The organism is Streptomyces sp. NPDC049040, assembly GCF_043197715.1.
GTDB lineage: Bacteria > Actinomycetota > Actinomycetes > Streptomycetales > Streptomycetaceae > Actinacidiphila.
Window position 1 is genome coordinate 1 of record NZ_JBICTO010000035.1, and the last position, 17928, is coordinate 17928.

Here is a 17928-nt window from a genome sequence, read left to right on the forward strand (position 1 = left end):
GGCCCTGTCTCCATGCGCACCCCGACCGGAGATCACCCGACCGAGAAACCACACTCGAACCCACGCTCACCACACCCGATAGCGCAACAGCTTCTCAGATTCCGTCCCAGTCGCCTGCGACGGGGATCATGCCGGTGGCGCCGTAGACGAAGGTGGCGGACGGGTCGTTGTTGGTGTTGGAGTTGTTGATGTCGAAGTAGTGGGTGGACGGGTTCCAGACGGAGACGGTGTCCTTGCCGTCGGCGTTGAAGTCACCGGCCACGGCTATGTCACCGGTCGTGCCGTAGCTGATGGTGTAGTCGTTGCCCCCCGCGCTCAGCGTGTTGCGCAGGTAGACGGTGTGGGTGCTGTCGTCGTACATCCCGACACCGTCGGACCCCACACCGTCCCAGTCACCCGCGATCGGCTGCATACCGGTATCGCCGTATACGAATGTCTTGTCCGCTGCGCCCGCACTGTTGGAATTGCGCAGGTAGAACGTGTGGTTCGACGGACGCCACACACCGATGGTGTCCGTCCCGTTGCCGTCCCAGTCCCCCACCACCGGGATGTCCCCGGCACTACCGAACGAGATCGTGTAGTCGTTCCCCCCGGCGTTGGGGCTGTTGCGCAGGTAGAACGTGTGGTTCGCCGAGTCGTACATCCCGACACCATCCGTACCCACACCGTCCCAGTCACCCGCAACAGGCGTCATACCGGTCGAACCGAACACGAAATCCTTGTCATTCGGACCCGCACTGAGCGCATTACGCAGGTGGAAGTAGTGATCCGACGGATTCCAGACCCCCACACCCGCCGCGGTGTCCTTGACGATGTGGTCGTAGCGGTAGGCGTTGTAGTAGCTGCTCGGCCAGCCCTCCATGGAGGAGTTGTTGATGTTGGACGCGGTGGGGCCGTGGGTAGGGTCGCTGGGGTTGGATTCGGCGTAGTAGGTGAAAGCGCCGCTGGCCTTGTCGGTCCACTTGTTGAACAAGAAGGTGTGCTCGGTAGTCCAAGATGTCGCCGCCCTGCAGCTGGCTGAAGCTGATCTGCGACGCGACGGAGGGCAGCGTGCTCGTGGTCAGGCTGGAGCTCAGGTGCCAGGCCATGGACACGTACCCCGAGCAGTCCTCGCGGTAGGTGCCTGTGGGGCTCGTAAAGTCATCGCTGCAGGTGGCAGCTCTGGAGTGGCCTGGGCTGGGACCATGTCCGCGTGATCGTCTCACTGCTGTACAAGGCAACTCGCAAGCTGTTGTCCGTCCCTGGGGTGCTGCTGCGCCGAGACACCGCCAAGGACGCGGAGCTGCTTGTCCTCCGGCATGAGAACGCGGTACTACGCCGTCAGATCGCCAGCCCGGTCCGCTACGAGCCCGCTGACCGGTTCTGGCTGGCCACGCTCTCCAGCCTGATACCCCGCTACCGCTGGCCCGAGATCTTCCCGGTCACGCCCGGCACGCTCCTGGCCTGGCATCGCAGGTTCGTTGCGGCGAAATGGGACTACAGCGCCCAGCGCACCCGCACAGGCCGGCCACCGACCAAGGCAGCGCTCAAGAAGCTCGTCCTGCAACTCGCCCGCGAGAACGCACAGTGGGGCCACAGGCGGATCCAGGGCGAGCTGGCCCGCCTCGGCCATCCGATCGCCTCGTCGACGGTCTGGGAGATCCTGCACGCGGCGGGCATCGACCCGGCACCGCGACGCACCGGCCCATCCTGGAAGGAGTTCCTCACCAACCAGGCCCAGGGCATCATCGCCGCCGACTTCTTCCACCTCGACACCGCCCTCGGCCGCAGGCTGTACGGCACTGGCGTTCCTCGAACACGGCACCCGGCGCCTCCACATCACCGGCGTCACCACCAATCCCACACGCGAGTGGGCGGTACAACAGGCACGAAACCTCACCGCTGACCTCGGCACGCGAACGGAGCCCCTACGCATCCTCCTCCGCGACCGCGACGGCAAATACGGGCAGTCCTTCGACGCCGTCTTCGAGGCCGAAGAGATGGGGATCCTCAAGAGCGCACCGCAGGCACCTCGGATGAACGCCCACTGCGAACGAGTGATCGGCACCATCCGGCGCGAGGTACTCGATCACGTCCTCATCCTGAACGAAGCCCACGCCCGACAAATCCTGGCCACCTACGAGCGCCACTACAACGAGCACCGCCCCCACCGAGCCCGCAGCCAACTACCACCCGCTACCGACCAACAGCCCGCCACCGTGCACGACCTCGAAGGAAGCCGACTCCTCCGCACGCGCATCCTCGCCGGCGCCATCAACGAATACCGCTACACAGCCTGACCTGCAGCGACGACTTTCCGAGCCCCACAGGTCAAAGCGCCGACCGGCCCCTCACCGCGATCGATCTTCGCCTGCTTCACCCACCCGCGCAGCCCTTCCGGGCTCACACCCAGGTCCCGGGCCACCTCGGTGACCGTCTTGTGCGAAGACAACGCCAAGGCGACCGCGTCCCGCTTGAACTCGGCCGTGTACCGCTTACTCGAATTGCTCTTCTCGCTCACTACCTGTGACTGCTTCCTCCGAGACCATCCGTCCCAGTATCAGACTGTCCAAGCCACAGGGGGAACTTCAGCCACGCCAGCGGCCCAGGAGCACTCCCGCACTCACCATGCACTCACAAGGACCAAGAGACGCAAAAAGGCCGCCCCCGCATTTCTGCGGAAACGGCCTCCGACCTGCGAAAACGCTAGTCGGGACGACAGGATTTGAACCTGCGACCCCTTGACCCCCAGTGCGGCACGGCCGGGCAGCAGGCGGCATGCGGGGAACTCGGCCGAGGTGGTGTCGACGCCCCCATCTCGACGGGGTCTTCCGGCGCGGAGCGCTGGGGTGACGTCTGCGAGGAACGCGGACTCACTTCTTGCTTATGTCGTCTACGACATATACAGTGGGGCTTATGGCCGACCTGTACCCCATTGAGATCGAGCCGGAGGTCCGATCATGGCTCGAACTCCTACCCGGCAGGCTCTACCGCAAGGTGGAGGAATATGCGGGGGTGCTGGCCGAGCTGGGACCGCGAACCCCGATGCCCTACTCCCGGCCGTTGCAGGACGGGGTGAGTGAGCTGCGCCCGACGCTGGACGGGGTACAGACACGGGTCACGTACTGGATCACGGAAGATCGCCGGATCGTGCTGCTGACGGTATTTCGCAAGACCCGCTCGCACGAGGAGGCACAGATCAACCGGGCCGTTCTGGCGAAGAAGAGCTGCCAGGCGGAGCACGACCGTGCGCACAGCGAGTTCACCCGCGACGAGGAAGAGGAAGGAGGCCGGTGATGGATCACAGCCATTGGAAGCTGGCCCGCGAGCGCAAGCAACTCGAGGGCTACCACGAGTCACCCGGGATCGAGCAAGAACGCCAGGAGCACCGTCTGTCCATGGCACTGGCCAAGGCTGTCTACGACCGTCGCATCGAACTAGGCCTGTCGCAGACAGAGCTTGCCACGCGCTCCGGACTGACCCAGGCGAAGATCTCCCGGATCGAAGGGTCCGACACCATCCCCACGCTGCCGTTGCTCGCGAAACTGGCCAAAGGCCTGGACGCCTCGCTGAACATCGCCATCGAAGCAGAGGACGTACAACTCTCCCTCACCGCTCACGACGCCGCCTGACCTTGTAGGTGCCAGAATCTGCCTCCGCGCTGATCAGGGGCCATGCGGGTGCTGTCATCAGCTCCCTATGAACCGCCCCGGGTTCAGTGGAGACTCAATATCGTGTAAGGATTCGAGTCATGGCACGCCCTTGTTCCTACCCTGTGCCGTTCGGAAACTCGTCGCTGCTGGTCAGGCCGCGTATCTGTACTTGTTGATCACGCCGCCGAGCACTCGGGTGCGTAGGAGCCGGTGAGCGGTTGGAGCGGTCATGGGCGCTGTGTGTTCTCGGGCGAGCGGAGGGAGCTGGCCCCTGGCCTGGTGTGGGCGATGACCGTTGTAGTACCGGGCGTAGGTATCGAGGACTTGCCGGTCGTGGGCCTCGTTCCATATCAGCAGGTCGTCGAGGGCCTCGCGGCGCAGAGTGCCGATGACCCGTTCACAGCGCGCGTTCATCCGGGGAGCCCGAGGCGCGGTCTGCATGACCTCGATACTGTCGGCTGCGAAGACCGCGTCAAAGGACTTGGTGTATTTCGCGTCCCGGTCGCGGAGCAGGAAACGCAGCGACTCGGCCCGCACACCCAATTCCACGGCAGGAATTCTCGCCTGCTGTGTCGTCCACACCCCCGTGGGGTGGGCCGTTACGCCGGCGATGTGCAGCCTGCGTGTCCCGTGCTCGAGGAACACCAGCGCGTACACCCGGCGCAGGTCGACCAGGTCGATGTGTAGGAAGTCGCAGGCGACGATGCCTTCGGCCTGCGCGGTCAGGAACTCACGCCACGTCGGCCCGCCGCGTCCGGGGGTCAAATCGATGCCGGCCGCCGTCAGGATCTCCCAGACCGTCGTCGAGCCGTGTCCTTGCCGATAACCTCGTCCGTGCAGGTCAGGCGGCATGTTGGTACTCGCGGAGAATGCCGCCGAGCCGGTCGCGTCTTCGTATGTCGAGGTGGGCGGTCTGGCCTGGATCGGTGATCGGCGGGGGCAATGGGTGCAGTGGTCGGGCGTTGGTGATGCCCTGGTGTGGACGGTGCTCGTTGTAGAACTCCTCGAACTCGCGTAATGCGTGGAGAAGGTGCCCGTGGTTCCAGATCAGGGTGCGGTCCAGGAGTTCACGTCGGCAGGTGTATACCCACCGCTCCATGATCGCGTTCATTCGCGGTATGCGTACGCCGCTGAGCACCACCTTGATCCCGGCGTCGGCGAGGATGGCGTCGAAGAGCGCGGGGAACTTCCCGTCGCGGTCCCTGATGAGGAACCGTGCGCGGCAGCCGGTGTCTTCGAGGTCCATGGCGAGGTTCTTCGCCAGCTGTGTCATCCACGCTGCGGTGGGGTGCGCGGTCGCGCCCAGGACCCGGATGCGGCGGCTGGCGTGCTCGATCACCGCGAAGATGTACAGCCGTGCCCCGGACAGGGTGACGGTTTCAAGGAAGTCGCAGGCCAGGAGGGCGTCGGCCTGGGAGTGCAGGAAGTCTGCCCACGTAGTGGAGGCCCGCGCAGGAGCGGGCTGGATGCCGGCTTCCTTCAGGATCTCCCAGACGGTAGAGGCAGCCACTTTCACTCCGAGGACCAGCAGCTCCCCGTGCACGCGCCGGTATCCCCAGGTGGGGTTCTCTCGGGCGAGGCGTAGTACGAGGGCTCGGATGGATCGGACGGTGCGGGGGCGGCCTCCGCGGTGGGGTCGGGACCGGGCGGCGTGCCGGCGGGCGACCAGGTCCCGATGCCAGCGCAGGACCGTATCCGGCCGAACCAGCAACCGTATACGCCGCAACGCGTCCTTAGGGAGCCGGTGCAGCAGAGCTGCCAGGAACGCCCGATCGCCCGCTGTGAAGCCGATTCTCTGCCCGTTCAGTTGCCGCTCCAGCACGGTGATCTGATGGCGAAGGGCCAGGATCTCCGCGTCCTTGTCCCGCTCGTTCATCGGCAGCAGGCGCAAGGCCGCGAACATATTCGACATGCCCAGGTAGGCGAGTTTCAGTAGCACGAGTGATCATCATGCCGAGGCGACCGTCATCCCCGCCAGAGCGCCAGGCCAGCTCTGGGACGCGACAGCGCGGAGTCCACGAGACCGGCCCTAACCAGGATGGATGAGGTTATCGGCAGGGACAGCGCGGCACCCACGAAGTGGAGGCCTGCTCCTGGATGACCGCGGTCTCACCTGAACGGGGAGTCACGATTCCGTCACTCCCGTGTGGCTGCGCGGTTCCTGCTGCCACGCTGGCCCCTCACGCCAGCACTACAGGAAGACGTGGGGGTGAGAAATTGGCGATGCGGAGGGGGCCTCACGAGGTCATTGCCTTAGCCATGCTTGCAGCTTCCGCGGCGGCAGTCACAGCGCTGACGGCAGCGGTCGAGAAGTGGGTGTCCATCGGCAAGGATGAGGCGGGCAAGCTCGACAAGCGGCAAGCCACTCCAGCAAGTTCTCACTCTTCCTTCCACATGCCCGGTTACATGTGGTGGATCATCGGGGCGTCCCTCGTGGTTGCCGCCTTGTCGTTTGCGTGGAACATGCTCACACAGATACGGCGGGAGGAAGCCGAGCGGAAAGCAGTCCTAGCCGAGGCCGAGCAGCAGCGGAAGGTCAACGAGGAGCAGATCAAGAAGCTGAGGGAGGTCACCGCCCTGGCCACCCTGCTGGACTTGAATCAGCAGCAGATCGACGAGTACCACCGCATTGCCACCGATCAGGCCGACCGGTCCTTCCGCTCCTCGCAGCGCGCCATGACCATGGGCTTGGTCGTTCTGGTGGCATGCTTCGGCGCCGGCCTGTGGGTGCCTTCATCCGAGGCGCGGATCTTCCTTGGTGCCATTGCCGCCGTGGGGGCTGCCTTGTCGGGGTTCATCAACCGCACGTATATCGCCATGTACGGTCAGACGCTCGCCCAGTTGAACCGGTACTTCGACCAACCCGTGCTCACCAGCTTCTATCTGACGGCTGAGCGGCTGTCGGAGAGGCCGCCGGAGGGTGCTGATGTGGAGATGCGGCGGGAGATCATCCGCCAGGTGCTTGCTGCTAGTGCCCGCGTGAATGGTCAGGAGCCTGCCCCGGCGCTGGCGCCGGGTGGGCGCCGCCGGAGGAAGTCTGCTGCGGTGCGACCGCCGGCGCCGGCGCCGGCTGAGCCTGAGGTGTAGCCCGGGTGTGTACCCATCTCTGGGCGCCGTAGACCCCGGACACGCCACCGCCCCGTCACCGTGAAGGTGCGGGGCGGGGTCGGGTTGGTCAGCGCCTCAAGGCGCGGCGCTCGGCGGTGGCAGTCGTGATGTGCACGGCTTTACGGAAGGCCCGGTACATGCCGTAAGCGAACGCTGCGGCGAACAGCCACCCGACCCAGTAGCCCTTCGCGGCCCAGGTGGCGGTGATGAACGCAGCCAGGAAGGCCAGCAGGCCGACCAGGATGAACGCAAGTCTCTTCATGATCCCCCCAATGGTGTGACGGCCATGCTGCCACGACCGCCCCGCTGCCGAGTGAACAGGCGGTGGGGCGGTGGCGTGTCCGGTCAGTGTTCCCAAGGGCGCCGGTCGGATGTGGGCGTGCGGGGTGGCCGCGGTTTCGTGTGGCCGCTGGCGAGGTTCCAGCAACGCCAGGCTGCCGCCCCGGCGATGAGGGCGAGGACACCACTGCCGACACGCTCTGACCTGGATGGGTGGTTCACGAAGATGCCAGCGATGCAGCCTGCGGCGACGAGCGCGAACGCGCGGCCGGCCCAGTTGAGTGCGAACTTCTTCACGGTTCCCCTTCCGCGGGGCCGGGGCGGGGCGCGATCACGGTATGTCGATGACCTTGATGCTCCACCTGCACTCGGAGTTGATCTCCAGGTGCATCTTGTCGCCGTCGTGGAGGTGTGTGGTGTCGGAGCCCTTCTTGCCGAGTTCATTGACGTAGATGCCCAGGCCGCCGTCGGAGACGATGAAGTTCCCCTGCGTGCCGAACGAGGCGCAATTGTAGGTGTAGCTCAGGTCCCAGTCGCCGTCGACGGTGAACGTCTTGGTGGACTTGATGCCGTGGCCGGACTCGGTGAGGACGGTCTTCGCGGCGGGCTTCGGCTTGGGCTTGGCCTTCGGTGCCGCAGCGGCATTCGTGGCGGGTGCGGCGGCCGGCTCCTGTGTGGCGGTCGTGACGACGGGGGCCGCGTGGGCGGTGGTCTTGTCGTCGTCCTTCTTCCCGCCGCCGGCCGCGTTCACGATGATGCCGATCAGGAAGAGGCCGCCGACGATGCCGCCTGCGATCTTCAAGCCCTTGTGGCTCTTCGGCGGACGGGGGGCGAGCGGCGGGGTGGTCCAACCGGTGGGCTGTGACGGCTGCTGGCCCCAGCTTGGGGTCTTCGGGTTGGGCTGGTGGTTGGACATTGCTCCCCCAGGGTGGTGTGCGGTGGTGGGTGCCGAAAATGCCATCCACACTGTTCAGCGGGCATTTCGGCGGTCTGCGGCCCTGGCGGACGACGGCCCTGTTTTTGAACTTGTTCATGCTGGGGCGGACCTTCCGGTGAACGTGTTCAGGTGAATCGCATTCGGCGCTCGCCCGGGGCAGGCTGAAAGTGGCGATGAGCTGCATGGATGAGGTTTTCGGCAGGGACAACGTCCTCGTGGACGACCTCGGCCACCCCTGGAAAACCGACAAGCTACGCCGCGAGGCCTACAAGCTCATGCACGCCGCCGGCGTCCGCAAGGTCCGTCTCTACGACGCCCGCCACGCCTGCCTGTCCTGGATGGCCAACAACGGAGTCCCCGACACCGTGGTCTCCGCGTGGGCCGGCCACTCCGATCTGAGCTTCACCAAACGCGTCTACGTCCACCCCGACCCCGACAGCCTCCGCACCGGATCGAAGAAGCTCAAGAAGCTCCTCGGCTGACCAAGATCCAAAACGAATGTGAGAGCTTGTGAGAGCTCGGCCCCGAAAACACTTCAGGGCCCCGTCTCACCGAAGTAAGACAAGGCCCTGACCTGGGCGTTTAACCCGTTGCACCGTCGGGACGACAGGATTTGAACCTGCGACCCCTTGACCCCCAGTCGCGAAGATCAAGGGGATTTCCCCGTCAAACGGGACTAACTCTCCGGGTATTATCACCGCTTACGCGAATAACGCTTGCAAACGCGCACCCCGCGTGGTCCCCAGATGGTCCCCGACAGGTCACGGGATCCTCCTCCTTCAGCACTGCTATTCCAGCGTTGCGCTGTTGGCAGGAATACACAACCCCGACATTCGTTCGACTGCATCGAGTACGCACGGGGACCCACCCGCAACCAGACCGGAGCCATATCTGGGATCAGCGCCACCCCGCTCAATGTCCCGCGCGAGTCGGAACAGTTCTACGACGGGCACCTCCCGACCCCGAGCATCACCGACGTGAGGCCACTGCACCGGTTGCCGCCGCCAATCGCCCCAGCGAAGTCGCCCGCCTCACGGTACAGATTCGCGACCAAGACGACGGCACCTACGAGCGCCAACATGCCACGTGACCTGCCCGGATGAGGTTTTCGGCACCCGCAAGGCCCGCGAGCTGTGCCAGATCATCGAGCGCGGGCAGCACCTGTATCTGTGGTTCGTCGGCGACTGACTGCGGTCAGAGCCCTCCTGTGCGCTCGGCATCAGCCCCGGTGGACGTCGCAGCAGGGCGGGTGGCACGCTCCGCTGCATGATGGTGCTTCGAACCCTGGCCGAGTTCGGCTCCACCGCGGCCATCGGCCCCCTGCGCTGCGGCGCGAGCCTCAACGACATCGCCGCGATGCTGGGGCGGCCGTGGGACATGGGTCGGGTGAGCAAGAAGCGGCGCTGGCCCCACCTGTTCTCCTATGGACACGTCGAACTGTGCGTGTGCTGCTGCCGCCGCGTCACGATGATCAGCGTGCAGACCTGGCGAGACACCATCGAGCTTCCCGTCGCAGGCACGACGTCACTGGCCACGTCCGCAGGACCCCTCACCCACGCACAGGTCACAGCAGAACTCAACGCGATCGGCTGCCGCTTCACTCCAGTGGCACTCCATCAGCCTCCCCGACAGCTCGCCCTACAGGTGGAGTCGACGGGGACCACCTTCACCTTCCGGACCGAGACCGGCTCCGAACCCCTCCTGGACCACGCTGGCCACTGGATCACCACCCACGAGTGCACGCGCCCGGCAGCCGACGGCCCAGACGATGGCTTCGGGGGCGGGTGATTGCGGCGAGCAGCGACGCCAGTGGCAACTGGACGAACCCCACCGGGGACCGACCGGTCAGGCGACCAGACGGGCGACTCCTCGGGGTGGTGCGCCCTATGCTGTTCCCTTGTCGAACATGTGACTGACGCACAGTGGGCAACGGTTGCGGTCCGCATGGCGGATTGGTGCCGTTGGCTGCCGCCTTGGGGGGAATCTTGCGGAACCGTCTTCGCCGCGTTGCCGGCGTGCCTGTCGCTACGGCTGTCCTGGCTGCTGGTCTTGTCGCGGGGGCCTCGTCTGCGGAGGCGCATCCCCTGCCGAGTTTCGAGACAGCCGACGAGATCCTGCCACCGGGGGCTCAGTGGTTCGCCTACGCGTGGGACAACTCGCACTGGGCCGAGGGGCACGTCGTCTACGCCTTCTCCTCCGTGCCGCTGACGGGCACCGAGGCCGGCACCGTGGGACTGCCCAAGGGCATCACCGTGGAGACCCTGAACAACTGCACGCCGGTCGCCGGCTACCCGGCGGTCTTCAGCTGCCCCATCGAGAGCGGGGGGTTTCGCACCAACCCTGTCTTCGACGTCGCAACGGACACAGCGGACATGACCACGGCCTACTTCGGGTATTCCTACGTCCCCACCGGCGGTGACCTGGAAGCCGGGGTGCAGACCGCCCTGTCGGCCGGTAGCGGCCCTGCGGGCGACACGTACGGGATGGGCAAGGCGACGGTGTACTCCGTCGAGCACGCCGCTCGCAACACCGTCGCCTTCGACACCCCCGACCTGACCTCGGGCGGCTCGGTACGCCACACACTGCACCTGCACACCGTCGACCCCGGCGAGCTGCATCTGCAATTCTGGCCAGCCGATGGCCAGCCGTTGTGGCGCTACCGGAACACCATCTCGTTCAAGGACGTGGCGCTCAGCGACGGGACGATGTGCGTTCCCCTCGGGAAGACGGCCCTCAGCGGCGAGGCCAACCTCAGGTGCGAGCTCACGCCGGGTGATCAGACGATCTCCTACACGCTGGCAGCGCCCGCCGGGCTCACCACCTGGCACGTCCAGGCGATCACCTCGTACAACATCTACACTTTCGGCTTCCACGACGTCGACTCGCGCTACGCATTCGACCTCAAGGGCGGCCCGACCCGGCTCGACCACTACCTCCCGGTGCGTGACAGCGCGGGCAAGATGTCGATGTACTACGGCACGGGCAACGCGGCAGCGCCCTACTACGCCCCGCCGCACACCGTCGGTGGCGGCTGGCAGATCTACAACGCGCTGACCAAGCTCTCCCCGGAAAGCGAAGACCTGATCTACCAGGACACCGCACCGCCGGCCGCACAGTTGAAGGGACGAGGCGACCTCGTCGGCCGCGACAGCGCCGGGGTGCTGTGGTACTACCACCGCCAGTTCACCCCTCTTCCTCCGCTGGCCAACCGCACCCGGGTCGGCAGCGGGTGGAACATCTACCCCACCCTCACCGGCGGCGGAGACCTCACCCGCGACGGCAACGCCGATCTCCTCGCCCGCGACACCTCCGGCGTCCTGTGGCTCTACACGGGCACCGGCAACCCGACGGCGCCTCTTGCCAACCGCACCCGGATCGGCGGCGGATGGCAGGCATACAACACTCTCGCCGGATCCGACGACCTCAACGGCGACGGCATCGCCGACCTGCTCGCACGCGACAGCGCTGGAGTGCTCTGGCTCTACGCAGGAACCGGCAGCGCCAAGGCCCCGCTCAAGGCAAGGACCCGGATCTGCGCGGGCTGGTCCGGCTACAACCAGCTCTCCGTCGCCGGCGACGTCACCCGCGACGGCCGAGCAGACCTCGTAGCCCGCGACAAGGCCGGCGTCCTGTGGCTCTACGCAGGAACCGGCAATCCCAAGGCGCCCCTCGCGAACCGCACCCGGATCGGCGGCGGATGGCAGGCATACAACCTGATCCTCTGAAAGGCGGCGCGGACCCGGCGCCCGAACCAGCGTGCGACGGGGTGCAGTCGGCCGCTGTCATCGTCGCTGTGCACATCGCCAGCGGCCTGAGCGAACGAGGGCGTTGAGACCGTTCGGCATGCTCAGCGCGTTCGTTACAGCGGTGCCGGATTGGTCACAGGAGTGTGTTGTAGATGTTCATGCCGCCACCGACGAGGGTGCGGGTGGCGTAGGGGGCGGCGGGGTTGCGAGTGCCGCGGTAATACCAGAACTTGCCTGCGGTGTCGCGGGCGACGAGGTCCTGGTGGCCTTTGCCGGTCATGTCACCGATGCCGACGATGCTGGTGTAGCCCTGCCAGCCGCCGCCGATGCGGACGCGGTTGGCGTAGGGGGCGGCGGCGTTGCCGGTGCCGGGGTAGTACCACAGGACGCCTGCGGTGTCGCGGGCGAGCAGGTCGGGGTGGCCGTCGCCGGTGATGTCTCCGGCGGCGATCAGCTGGTTGTAGCCCTGCCAGCCGCCGCAGATTCGGATGCGGTTGGCCAGTGGGGCGGCAGGGTGGCCGGTGCCGCGGTAGAGCCACAGCACGCCAGCGCTGTCGCGAGCGACCAGGTCGGGGTGGCCGTCACCGGTGACGTCCCCGGCGCCGACGATCTGGTCGTAGATGTTCCAGCCGCCACCGATGCGGGTGCGGGTGGCGAAGGGGGCCTTGCTGTTGCCGGTTCCGCGGTAGTACCAGAGCACGCCAGCGCTGTCCCGGGCGACGAGGTCGCCCGTACCGTTGGCCTTGAGCGGGCCGAGAGCGGTGATGGTGTTGTAGACACCCCAGCCGCCGCCGACGCGGGTCCGCGGAGCGAAGGTGCCCGGCCGGGAGGCGATCGGGGTGGCCTGGTGCTGCCACAGGGCGCCCGTACTGTCACGGCCGTAGAGGGTGGCGCGCTGGCCGGCGGGGATCGAGTCAGCCGTCAGGTCCACCGCTGTCGTGGACTCCGCGTAGGGCCTTCCGTCACCACCGATGGTCTGGAAGTGGATCGGCAGGCGGCCCGCGGGCAGGCCCCAGTCCGCTGTGACCTGGAAGAACTCCGTGCTCGTGCCGTTCCTTATCCAGTGCCTGAGAGGGACCTGCACACTCAAGGACCCATCGGGGTTCAAGGTCCAGGGCGTGGAGGCGTAGGAGGTCGCGTTGGGTGAGTACCCGATGTGGAGGCCGCTCGCCAGTTCCTCCACGGTGTAGCCGGCGGCGGCGACCGTGCCGGCGTGGAGCGTCAGGCGGGTCGCTGTTCCGCCCGCTACCGACAAGCCATCCTGTGTCGCCACCATGACCGTCACCGCCCGAGTGTTCCCCGTCGCGATCGCAGGAGGCCATGCCGTCGGCATAGGATCCCCGTCCGGAGTAAACCAGGTCGTCGCTACTTTCGGCTCGCTGACAAGGATCTCGCCGCCGGCGTAGGGTCCGCTGTGCGCGATCATCGCCCCGTCGGAGCCGTTCAGCACCCTTGCACTGACGTAGATGGGGCTCGAGATCGGGGCCTGGGCTGAGACGTGCAGGTGCGTCGTTCCTGCCGGCAGCGGTGCGCCGGGGATGCCGTTGTGGTCGCTGTCCTCCGTCCCGACAGTGAGGGTCGGGTTCTCGCCGGCGCTGATGGCGATGGGCAGGACCGTGCCCGCATCGTCGGTGATCCGCAGGCGATTGGCGCCGCCCGAGAACTCCAGGCGTATGTATGCGTCAGTCGCCGTCGGCTCTGCCACGGTGAGATCGAGACTTCCCGGGTCGCCGTAGAGGTCGATCTGGGCGTCACCGACGGAGATGCCCGCCGCAGGGGGCGGGGTGTCCGCTGCAGCCGATGACGGTGCGCTCACAGCCGTACCCGCGGCCAGAACCACGGCGGCCGCAGCCGCAACGCGAGAAGAAGAAACGTGCTTCACGTGCGCAGTCTCCAGGATTGTCGGGCGGGAACATGCAGTACCCAACCCGAATGATACGAGCAGGCCCAGGCAGCTCGATCGCCCCGCCCGGAGCGAGCAGCGTGCCGGGATACCGGGCCGTCGTACACGGGCCAACAGCCCGGAGGACGGCCGGCAGGTGGTACGGGAGACGCTGCGTGACATGCGACGGTGATGTCTGGTGACCCCGCGGAGTTGTTGGTGATGGCAGCCACCTCTGGCCCGCACCAGGCAACAGGTGCCCACCCGGACCGTGGAGGAGTGCCGGTCACGGGCCGGTGCGGGCTGTCACCCGTGTTGGGCGGTGGCCAGGCGTTGTACCTGCTGGGCGACGAGGCCCGGTGGGAAAGGGGTCTGCCGGTCGACGTCGGCCATGACGAAGGCGACGATGGTCTCGCCGCTCCGCACGACCGTGTGCTCGGTGTAACGAAGCTGCCCGCCCGTCACCTTGGCCACTTCCTGGAACCGCACCGCCTGGTCGCCCACGGCCGGGGCCGGCACCACGACAATGCGGTTGGTGAACCGATTACCGCCCGGGTCGACGCCGGAGACACTGCGGCACAGCGGTAGATCGGCTTGAAGTGCCCGGAACACGCTCTTGGCACCTCCGGGCGGGTAGGCCGCCAGTATGGTGCCCCCGGGGAAGATGTCGTCCTTCCAGTTGATCAGCTGGGAGACCCCGACGGTGGCAGCCTCTCCCCTGATGATCTCGAACACATCCTGGCACGCTACGGGCGTGACGGGCGGACGCAAGGTACCTCCGGCGTCGGGAGGATTCAAAGCCGTTACCGGCATGTCGTACGTCCCCGGAGTGGCGTCCTTCGGGAAGGTGAGCGCTTCCAGCTGCTTCACGGTCAGCGCAGGCGCGGGCGCGGGCGCGAAACTGGGCACCGGTGCAGGCGTCGGCGTCGCTGAGGCGCGGGAAGGGGCAGCGCCCGCGGCGGTGGTGGACCTCGGCGGCTCTCCCCCCGCGGACTTGCCATCGCCGGTGTCTCCCGCACACCCGCTCGCCACCACCAACAGCACTGCCGCCAAGCCCGCGGCCCTGATGGCGTGCGCACTTGCAGCCTTCATGATCCCCCCAGTAACGATGGACCGTCAGTGCCCATCATGACGTGTCCTACCGATTGCGGGGACAGGGGGCCTTCGCCCTGAGTGGTGGACACGCTGATACTGGGTCTGCTTGATCCGGACGAAGCGAGAACACCGCCGATGGCGATGAAGGACTACTCGGACGAGTTCAGGGCCGATGCGGTGGCCCTGTACGAGTCCATGCTCGGGGCGACGTACAAGGCATCGCCGCTGACCTGGGCATCAACGGGGCGACGCTGCGTGAATGGGTGCTGCGGGACCGGGACCGCCGTTGTCCTTGCCGATTACCTCATCCGTGCTGCTCAGAGCCGACGTGCGCGATCACCGGGCTGCCTCGTACGGAGGACGACCCGGGGCTTTGGCAGGGTGTCGATGACCTCGGCATGATGATCCTTCGTGCTGTGGAAACTCGCTTACCTGGGCGTGACGAACGCCTTCGCGATGCGGCGCCTGCTGCCCATGACCGACCGGGACAAGGACACAGAGATCCTGGCCCTACGACATCAAATCGCGGTACTGCAGCGACAGCTGAACGGGCAACGAGTCCGCTTCGCAACAAGCGATCGAGCGTTCTTGGCAGCGATCCTGCACGGCACCCCGAAGGACGTGCTTCGACGTATGCGGCTGCTGATGCGCCCGGACACGATCCTGCGCTGGCACCGTGACCTGGTCGCCCACCGGCACGCCGCTCGATCCCGGCCCCGGCGCGGAGGCCGACCGCGAACCGTCCGCTCCATCCGCGCCCTCGTCCTGCGCCTGGCCCGCGAGAACCCCACATGGGGGTATCGGCGCCTGCACGGCGAACTGCTGGTACTCGGAGTGAAAGTAGCCGCATCCACGGTCTGGGAAGTCCTGAAGGACGCCGGCATCCCGCCAGCCCCCGAGCGGGCGTCGAGCACCTGGGCGAACTTCCTACGCTCCCAGGGCACCGCCCTCCTGGCCTGCGACTTCTTCAAAACCGTCACCCTGTCAGGAGCCCGACTCCACGTATTCGCGGTGATCGAACAGGCAAGCCGCCGCATCCGCATCCTGGGCGCCACCGCGCACCCCACCGCGCCCTGGGTAACGCAGACAGCGAAGAACCTCGTCATGGACCTTGAGGACACGTGCAGCCGAGCGCGGTTCCTGATCCGGGACAGGGACGGCAAGTTCCCTGCCCTGTTCGACACCATCCTCGCCGACGCAGGCATCGAGGTAGTCCTCAGCGGCGTACGCGTACCGCGCATGAACGCGATCATGGAACGCTGGGTGGACCCCTGCCGACGAGAACTGCTGGACCGCACACTCATCTGGAACCACCGACACCTCCTCCACGCGCTCCGCGAGTTCGAGCACTTCTACAACGAGCGGTTGCGTCCTTGGAAGTGGTGTAGCGGGTTGGACCTGATCCGGGGGTTTGCTCCGGCGTCCGGGATGGTGCCCGCATAGAGAGACGGCCACCGGCTGATCTTCGAAGTGTCGAAGCCTCGAAGGAGATCGGCACGATGACCGCACCAGACAGTCTGCCCCTGCACGCCCTGACGGAAGACAACCTCGCCGCGGCGAGTCCGGATCTGCTGCGCGCGATGGTCAAGACGTTCACCGACGCGTTGATGTCGGCGGAGGCCGACGCGATGTGCAACGCCGAGTACGGGCAGGTCAGCGACGAGCGCGTCAACCACCGCAACGGCTACCGCCCGCGCGAGTGGGACACCCGCGCCGGAACCGTCGAACTCGCGATCCCGAAACTGCGGCAAGGCAGCTACTTCCCGGCCTGGCTGCTGGAACGCCCCCGCAGGGCCGAGCAGGCCCTCATCTCGGTGGTCGCCACTGCATACCTGCTGGGTGTCTCCACTCGTCGGGTGGAGAAACTCGCCGAGTCCCTTGGCGTCACGCAACTGTCGACGTCGCAGGTCAGCGCGATGGACAAGCACCTGGACGAACAGGTGGCCGCGTTCCGCAACCGGCCGCTGGACGCCGGCCCGTATGCGTTCGTCTGGGTCGACGCCCTGACCCAGAAGGTCCGCGAAGAGGGTCGGATCGTCAACGTCCACGCGCTGATCGCGGTCGGCGTCAATGCGGATGGGCACCGCGAGATCCTCGGCCTGGACGTGGCCACCGCCGAGGACGGTGCGGGCTGGCTGGCGTTCCTGCGCTCGCTGACCGCCCGCGGACTGGGCGGTGTCCAGCTCGTCGTGTCCGACGCCCACACCGGCCTGGTGGCCGCCATCGGAGCGGTGCTTCCGGGTGCTTCCTGGCAGCGCTGCCGCACCCATTACGCGAGGAATTTGCTGTCCCAGGTTCCGAAATCGGCCCAGCCGTGGGTGGCGACCCTGCTGCGGACGGTCTTCGAGCAGCCCGACAGCGACGCGGTCCACGCCCAGATGCGGCACGTCCTGGATGCGTTGGAGGCGAAGTTCCCCAAGGCCGCCGGCCATCTCGACGCCGCCCAGGGCGACCTGCTGGCGTTCACCGCGTTCCCCCGTGAGATCTGGCGGCAGATCTGGTCCAACAATCCGCAGGAGCGGCTGAACAAGGAGATCCGCCGCCGCACCGACGTCGTCGGGATCTTCCCCGACCGCACCGCCGTCATCCGCCTGGTCGGTGCCGTCCTGGCCGAGCAGAACGACGAGTGGACCGAAGCCCGCCGCTACATGAGCCGCGAACTCCTCACCAAAACCCGAACCCACTCGAACGGGTCAGAAAACGACGAGACAACCCTGCCCACCGAACTCACCGCATAGCCTCAGAACAAGATCACCGAGTGGCCGTCGATACACCACTCCAGCGGGCGTGACCCAACGAGCACCGCCCGCATCAGGGCATCGCCAACGCCCGTCCACTGCACCCACTACCCGCTCCGATCACCGACCCAGAGCAGATCGCCCGCCTCGACATACGAAAACGCGACCGACTTGGCGGCATCCTCCACGAGTACCAACATGCCGCTTGACCTGCACGGACGAGGATTTCGGCAAGGACAAGGGGCCCGAAACTGCCGCATGGCCCCTGACCAAGCCCTTCGCAGTTCCAGGTGATCACGCATGTCGCAGACCGCATAGCACTTACGCGTACTCTGTCTGACCTTCAGCCGGCTCCACCGACTGCTTCTGCTGCTGTCCCAGGCGGAGGAATGCGGGTGCCGGTAATTCATCCGCTCAGGTCGCGGTCTCGATCGCCGGTCTCTGGCTGTGCAACAGCACGCCCCACCGCACAATGGGTCCGGCCACCGCCCCGGCGCTGCCGACCGTCACC

Annotated in this window: 16 protein-coding genes and 2 pseudogenes; 10 read left to right on the forward strand and 8 right to left on the reverse strand. The window is 66.6% G+C overall.

The window, feature by feature from the left end:
• Positions 1 to 94: 94 nt before the first annotated feature.
• Positions 95 to 973 (reverse strand): hypothetical protein, encoded by an 879-nt coding sequence (locus ACGFMP_RS36675; protein ID WP_393678368.1) that lies wholly within the window; start codon positions 971 to 973, stop codon positions 95 to 97.
• 23 nt (positions 974 to 996) lie between these two features.
• On the opposite strand from ACGFMP_RS36675, the gene ACGFMP_RS36680 reads away from it, so the two are divergent.
• Both ACGFMP_RS36680 and ACGFMP_RS36685 read left to right on the forward strand, forming a co-directional pair.
• The gene (locus tag ACGFMP_RS36680) at positions 997 to 1119 is read left to right on the forward strand and encodes a hypothetical protein (protein ID WP_393678369.1); all 123 of its coding nucleotides are present in this window, start codon (positions 997 to 999) and stop codon (positions 1117 to 1119) included.
• A 73-nt stretch (positions 1120 to 1192) separates the two neighbouring features.
• Positions 1193 to 2279 (forward strand): annotated as a pseudogene (locus ACGFMP_RS36685) (integrase core domain-containing protein).
• Here ACGFMP_RS36685 and ACGFMP_RS36690 read toward each other — a convergent pair.
• On the reverse strand, positions 2267 to 2500 hold the full coding sequence (locus ACGFMP_RS36690; protein WP_393678371.1) for a transposase: 234 nt from the start codon (positions 2498 to 2500) through the stop codon (positions 2267 to 2269). The pseudogene ACGFMP_RS36685 and the gene ACGFMP_RS36690 sit on opposite strands and share 13 nt — an antisense overlap.
• A 395-nt stretch (positions 2501 to 2895) precedes the next feature.
• Here ACGFMP_RS36690 and ACGFMP_RS36695 point away from each other — a divergent pair, with 395 nt between their 5' ends.
• Together ACGFMP_RS36695 and ACGFMP_RS36700 are read left to right on the forward strand one after the other, a co-directional pair.
• Positions 2896 to 3276: a type II toxin-antitoxin system RelE/ParE family toxin gene (locus ACGFMP_RS36695; protein WP_393678373.1), complete on the forward strand. Its 381-nt coding sequence runs from the start codon at positions 2896 to 2898 to the stop codon at positions 3274 to 3276.
• Positions 3276 to 3611 carry a helix-turn-helix domain-containing protein gene (locus tag ACGFMP_RS36700; protein ID WP_393678375.1) on the forward strand — a complete coding sequence of 112 codons (336 nt, stop codon included), beginning with the start codon at positions 3276 to 3278 and terminating at the stop codon, positions 3609 to 3611. Before ACGFMP_RS36695 ends, ACGFMP_RS36700 begins: the two co-directional genes overlap by 1 nt.
• A gap of 171 nt (positions 3612 to 3782) precedes the next feature.
• Here the strand turns inward: ACGFMP_RS36700 and ACGFMP_RS36705 are convergent.
• A pseudogene (locus ACGFMP_RS36705) lies at positions 3783 to 4457 on the reverse strand (integrase core domain-containing protein); the annotation flags it as partial.
• A 16-nt stretch (positions 4458 to 4473) separates the two neighbouring features.
• Positions 4474 to 5571, reverse strand: coding sequence for an integrase core domain-containing protein (locus tag ACGFMP_RS36710; RefSeq protein ID WP_393678377.1), 1098 nt, complete (start codon positions 5569 to 5571; stop codon positions 4474 to 4476).
• Between the two features lie 320 nt (positions 5572 to 5891).
• On the opposite strand from ACGFMP_RS36710, the gene ACGFMP_RS36715 reads away from it, so the two are divergent.
• The gene (locus ACGFMP_RS36715) at positions 5892 to 6719 is read left to right on the forward strand and encodes a hypothetical protein (protein ID WP_393678378.1); all 828 of its coding nucleotides are present in this window, start codon (positions 5892 to 5894) and stop codon (positions 6717 to 6719) included.
• Positions 6720 to 6807: 88 nt separating this feature from the next.
• Here ACGFMP_RS36715 and ACGFMP_RS36720 read toward each other — a convergent pair whose 3' ends face one another.
• On the reverse strand, positions 6808 to 7002 hold the full coding sequence (locus ACGFMP_RS36720; protein WP_393678380.1) for a hypothetical protein: 195 nt from the start codon (positions 7000 to 7002) through the stop codon (positions 6808 to 6810).
• A 348-nt stretch (positions 7003 to 7350) separates the two neighbouring features.
• Positions 7351 to 7935 (reverse strand): hypothetical protein, encoded by a 585-nt coding sequence (locus ACGFMP_RS36725; RefSeq protein WP_393678381.1) that lies wholly within the window; start codon positions 7933 to 7935, stop codon positions 7351 to 7353.
• Between the two features lie 203 nt (positions 7936 to 8138).
• Here ACGFMP_RS36725 and ACGFMP_RS36730 point away from each other — a divergent pair, with 203 nt between their 5' ends.
• The 3 genes from ACGFMP_RS36730 to ACGFMP_RS36740 all read left to right on the forward strand — a co-directional run bounded on the left by ACGFMP_RS36730 (position 8139) and on the right by ACGFMP_RS36740 (position 11681).
• The gene (locus ACGFMP_RS36730; protein WP_393678383.1) at positions 8139 to 8438 is read left to right on the forward strand and encodes a tyrosine-type recombinase/integrase; all 300 of its coding nucleotides are present in this window, start codon (positions 8139 to 8141) and stop codon (positions 8436 to 8438) included.
• Between the two features lie 784 nt (positions 8439 to 9222).
• Positions 9223 to 9744, forward strand: a complete 522-nt coding sequence (locus ACGFMP_RS36735) for a hypothetical protein (RefSeq protein ID WP_393678385.1) — start codon at positions 9223 to 9225, stop codon at positions 9742 to 9744.
• A 227-nt stretch (positions 9745 to 9971) separates the two neighbouring features.
• On the forward strand, positions 9972 to 11681 hold the full coding sequence (locus ACGFMP_RS36740) for an FG-GAP repeat domain-containing protein (protein WP_393678387.1): 1710 nt from the start codon (positions 9972 to 9974) through the stop codon (positions 11679 to 11681).
• A 154-nt stretch (positions 11682 to 11835) separates the two neighbouring features.
• Here the strand turns inward: ACGFMP_RS36740 and ACGFMP_RS36745 are convergent, their stop codons facing one another.
• Positions 11836 to 13518 carry an FG-GAP repeat domain-containing protein gene (locus tag ACGFMP_RS36745; RefSeq protein ID WP_393678389.1) on the reverse strand — a complete coding sequence of 561 codons (1683 nt, stop codon included), beginning with the start codon at positions 13516 to 13518 and terminating at the stop codon, positions 11836 to 11838.
• Positions 13519 to 13890: 372 nt separating this feature from the next.
• Entirely contained in the window at positions 13891 to 14493 is a 603-nt protein-coding gene (locus ACGFMP_RS36750) for a hypothetical protein (RefSeq protein WP_393678390.1), read from the reverse strand.
• Positions 14494 to 15090: 597 nt separating this feature from the next.
• Between ACGFMP_RS36750 and ACGFMP_RS36755 the strand changes: the two genes are divergently transcribed.
• Both ACGFMP_RS36755 and ACGFMP_RS36760 read left to right on the forward strand, forming a co-directional pair.
• Positions 15091 to 16122: a helix-turn-helix domain-containing protein gene (locus ACGFMP_RS36755; RefSeq protein WP_393678391.1), complete on the forward strand. Its 1032-nt coding sequence runs from the start codon at positions 15091 to 15093 to the stop codon at positions 16120 to 16122.
• A gap of 56 nt (positions 16123 to 16178) precedes the next feature.
• Complete coding sequence (locus ACGFMP_RS36760) at positions 16179 to 17417, forward strand: IS256 family transposase (protein WP_393678392.1); 1239 nt, start codon at positions 16179 to 16181, stop codon at positions 17415 to 17417.
• Positions 17418 to 17928 lie beyond the last annotated feature (511 nt).

Excerpts from the sequence above, each read along its gene's own strand:
- ACGFMP_RS36680 (WP_393678369.1), top strand. The coding sequence starts at position 997 with ATGTCGCCGCCCTGCAGCTGGCTGAAGCTGATCTGCGACGCGACGGAG.
- ACGFMP_RS36725 (WP_393678381.1), bottom strand. The coding sequence starts at position 7,935 with ATGTCCAACCACCAGCCCAACCCGAAGACCCCAAGCTGGGGCCAGCAG.
- ACGFMP_RS36760 (WP_393678392.1), top strand. The coding sequence starts at position 16,179 with ATGACCGCACCAGACAGTCTGCCCCTGCACGCCCTGACGGAAGACAAC.
- ACGFMP_RS36695 (WP_393678373.1), top strand. The coding sequence starts at position 2,896 with ATGGCCGACCTGTACCCCATTGAGATCGAGCCGGAGGTCCGATCATGG.
- ACGFMP_RS36720 (WP_393678380.1), bottom strand. The coding sequence starts at position 7,002 with ATGAAGAGACTTGCGTTCATCCTGGTCGGCCTGCTGGCCTTCCTGGCT.
- ACGFMP_RS36715 (WP_393678378.1), top strand. The coding sequence starts at position 5,892 with ATGCTTGCAGCTTCCGCGGCGGCAGTCACAGCGCTGACGGCAGCGGTC.
- ACGFMP_RS36700 (WP_393678375.1), top strand. The coding sequence starts at position 3,276 with ATGGATCACAGCCATTGGAAGCTGGCCCGCGAGCGCAAGCAACTCGAG.
- ACGFMP_RS36730 (WP_393678383.1), top strand. The coding sequence starts at position 8,139 with ATGGATGAGGTTTTCGGCAGGGACAACGTCCTCGTGGACGACCTCGGC.
- ACGFMP_RS36735 (WP_393678385.1), top strand. The coding sequence starts at position 9,223 with ATGATGGTGCTTCGAACCCTGGCCGAGTTCGGCTCCACCGCGGCCATC.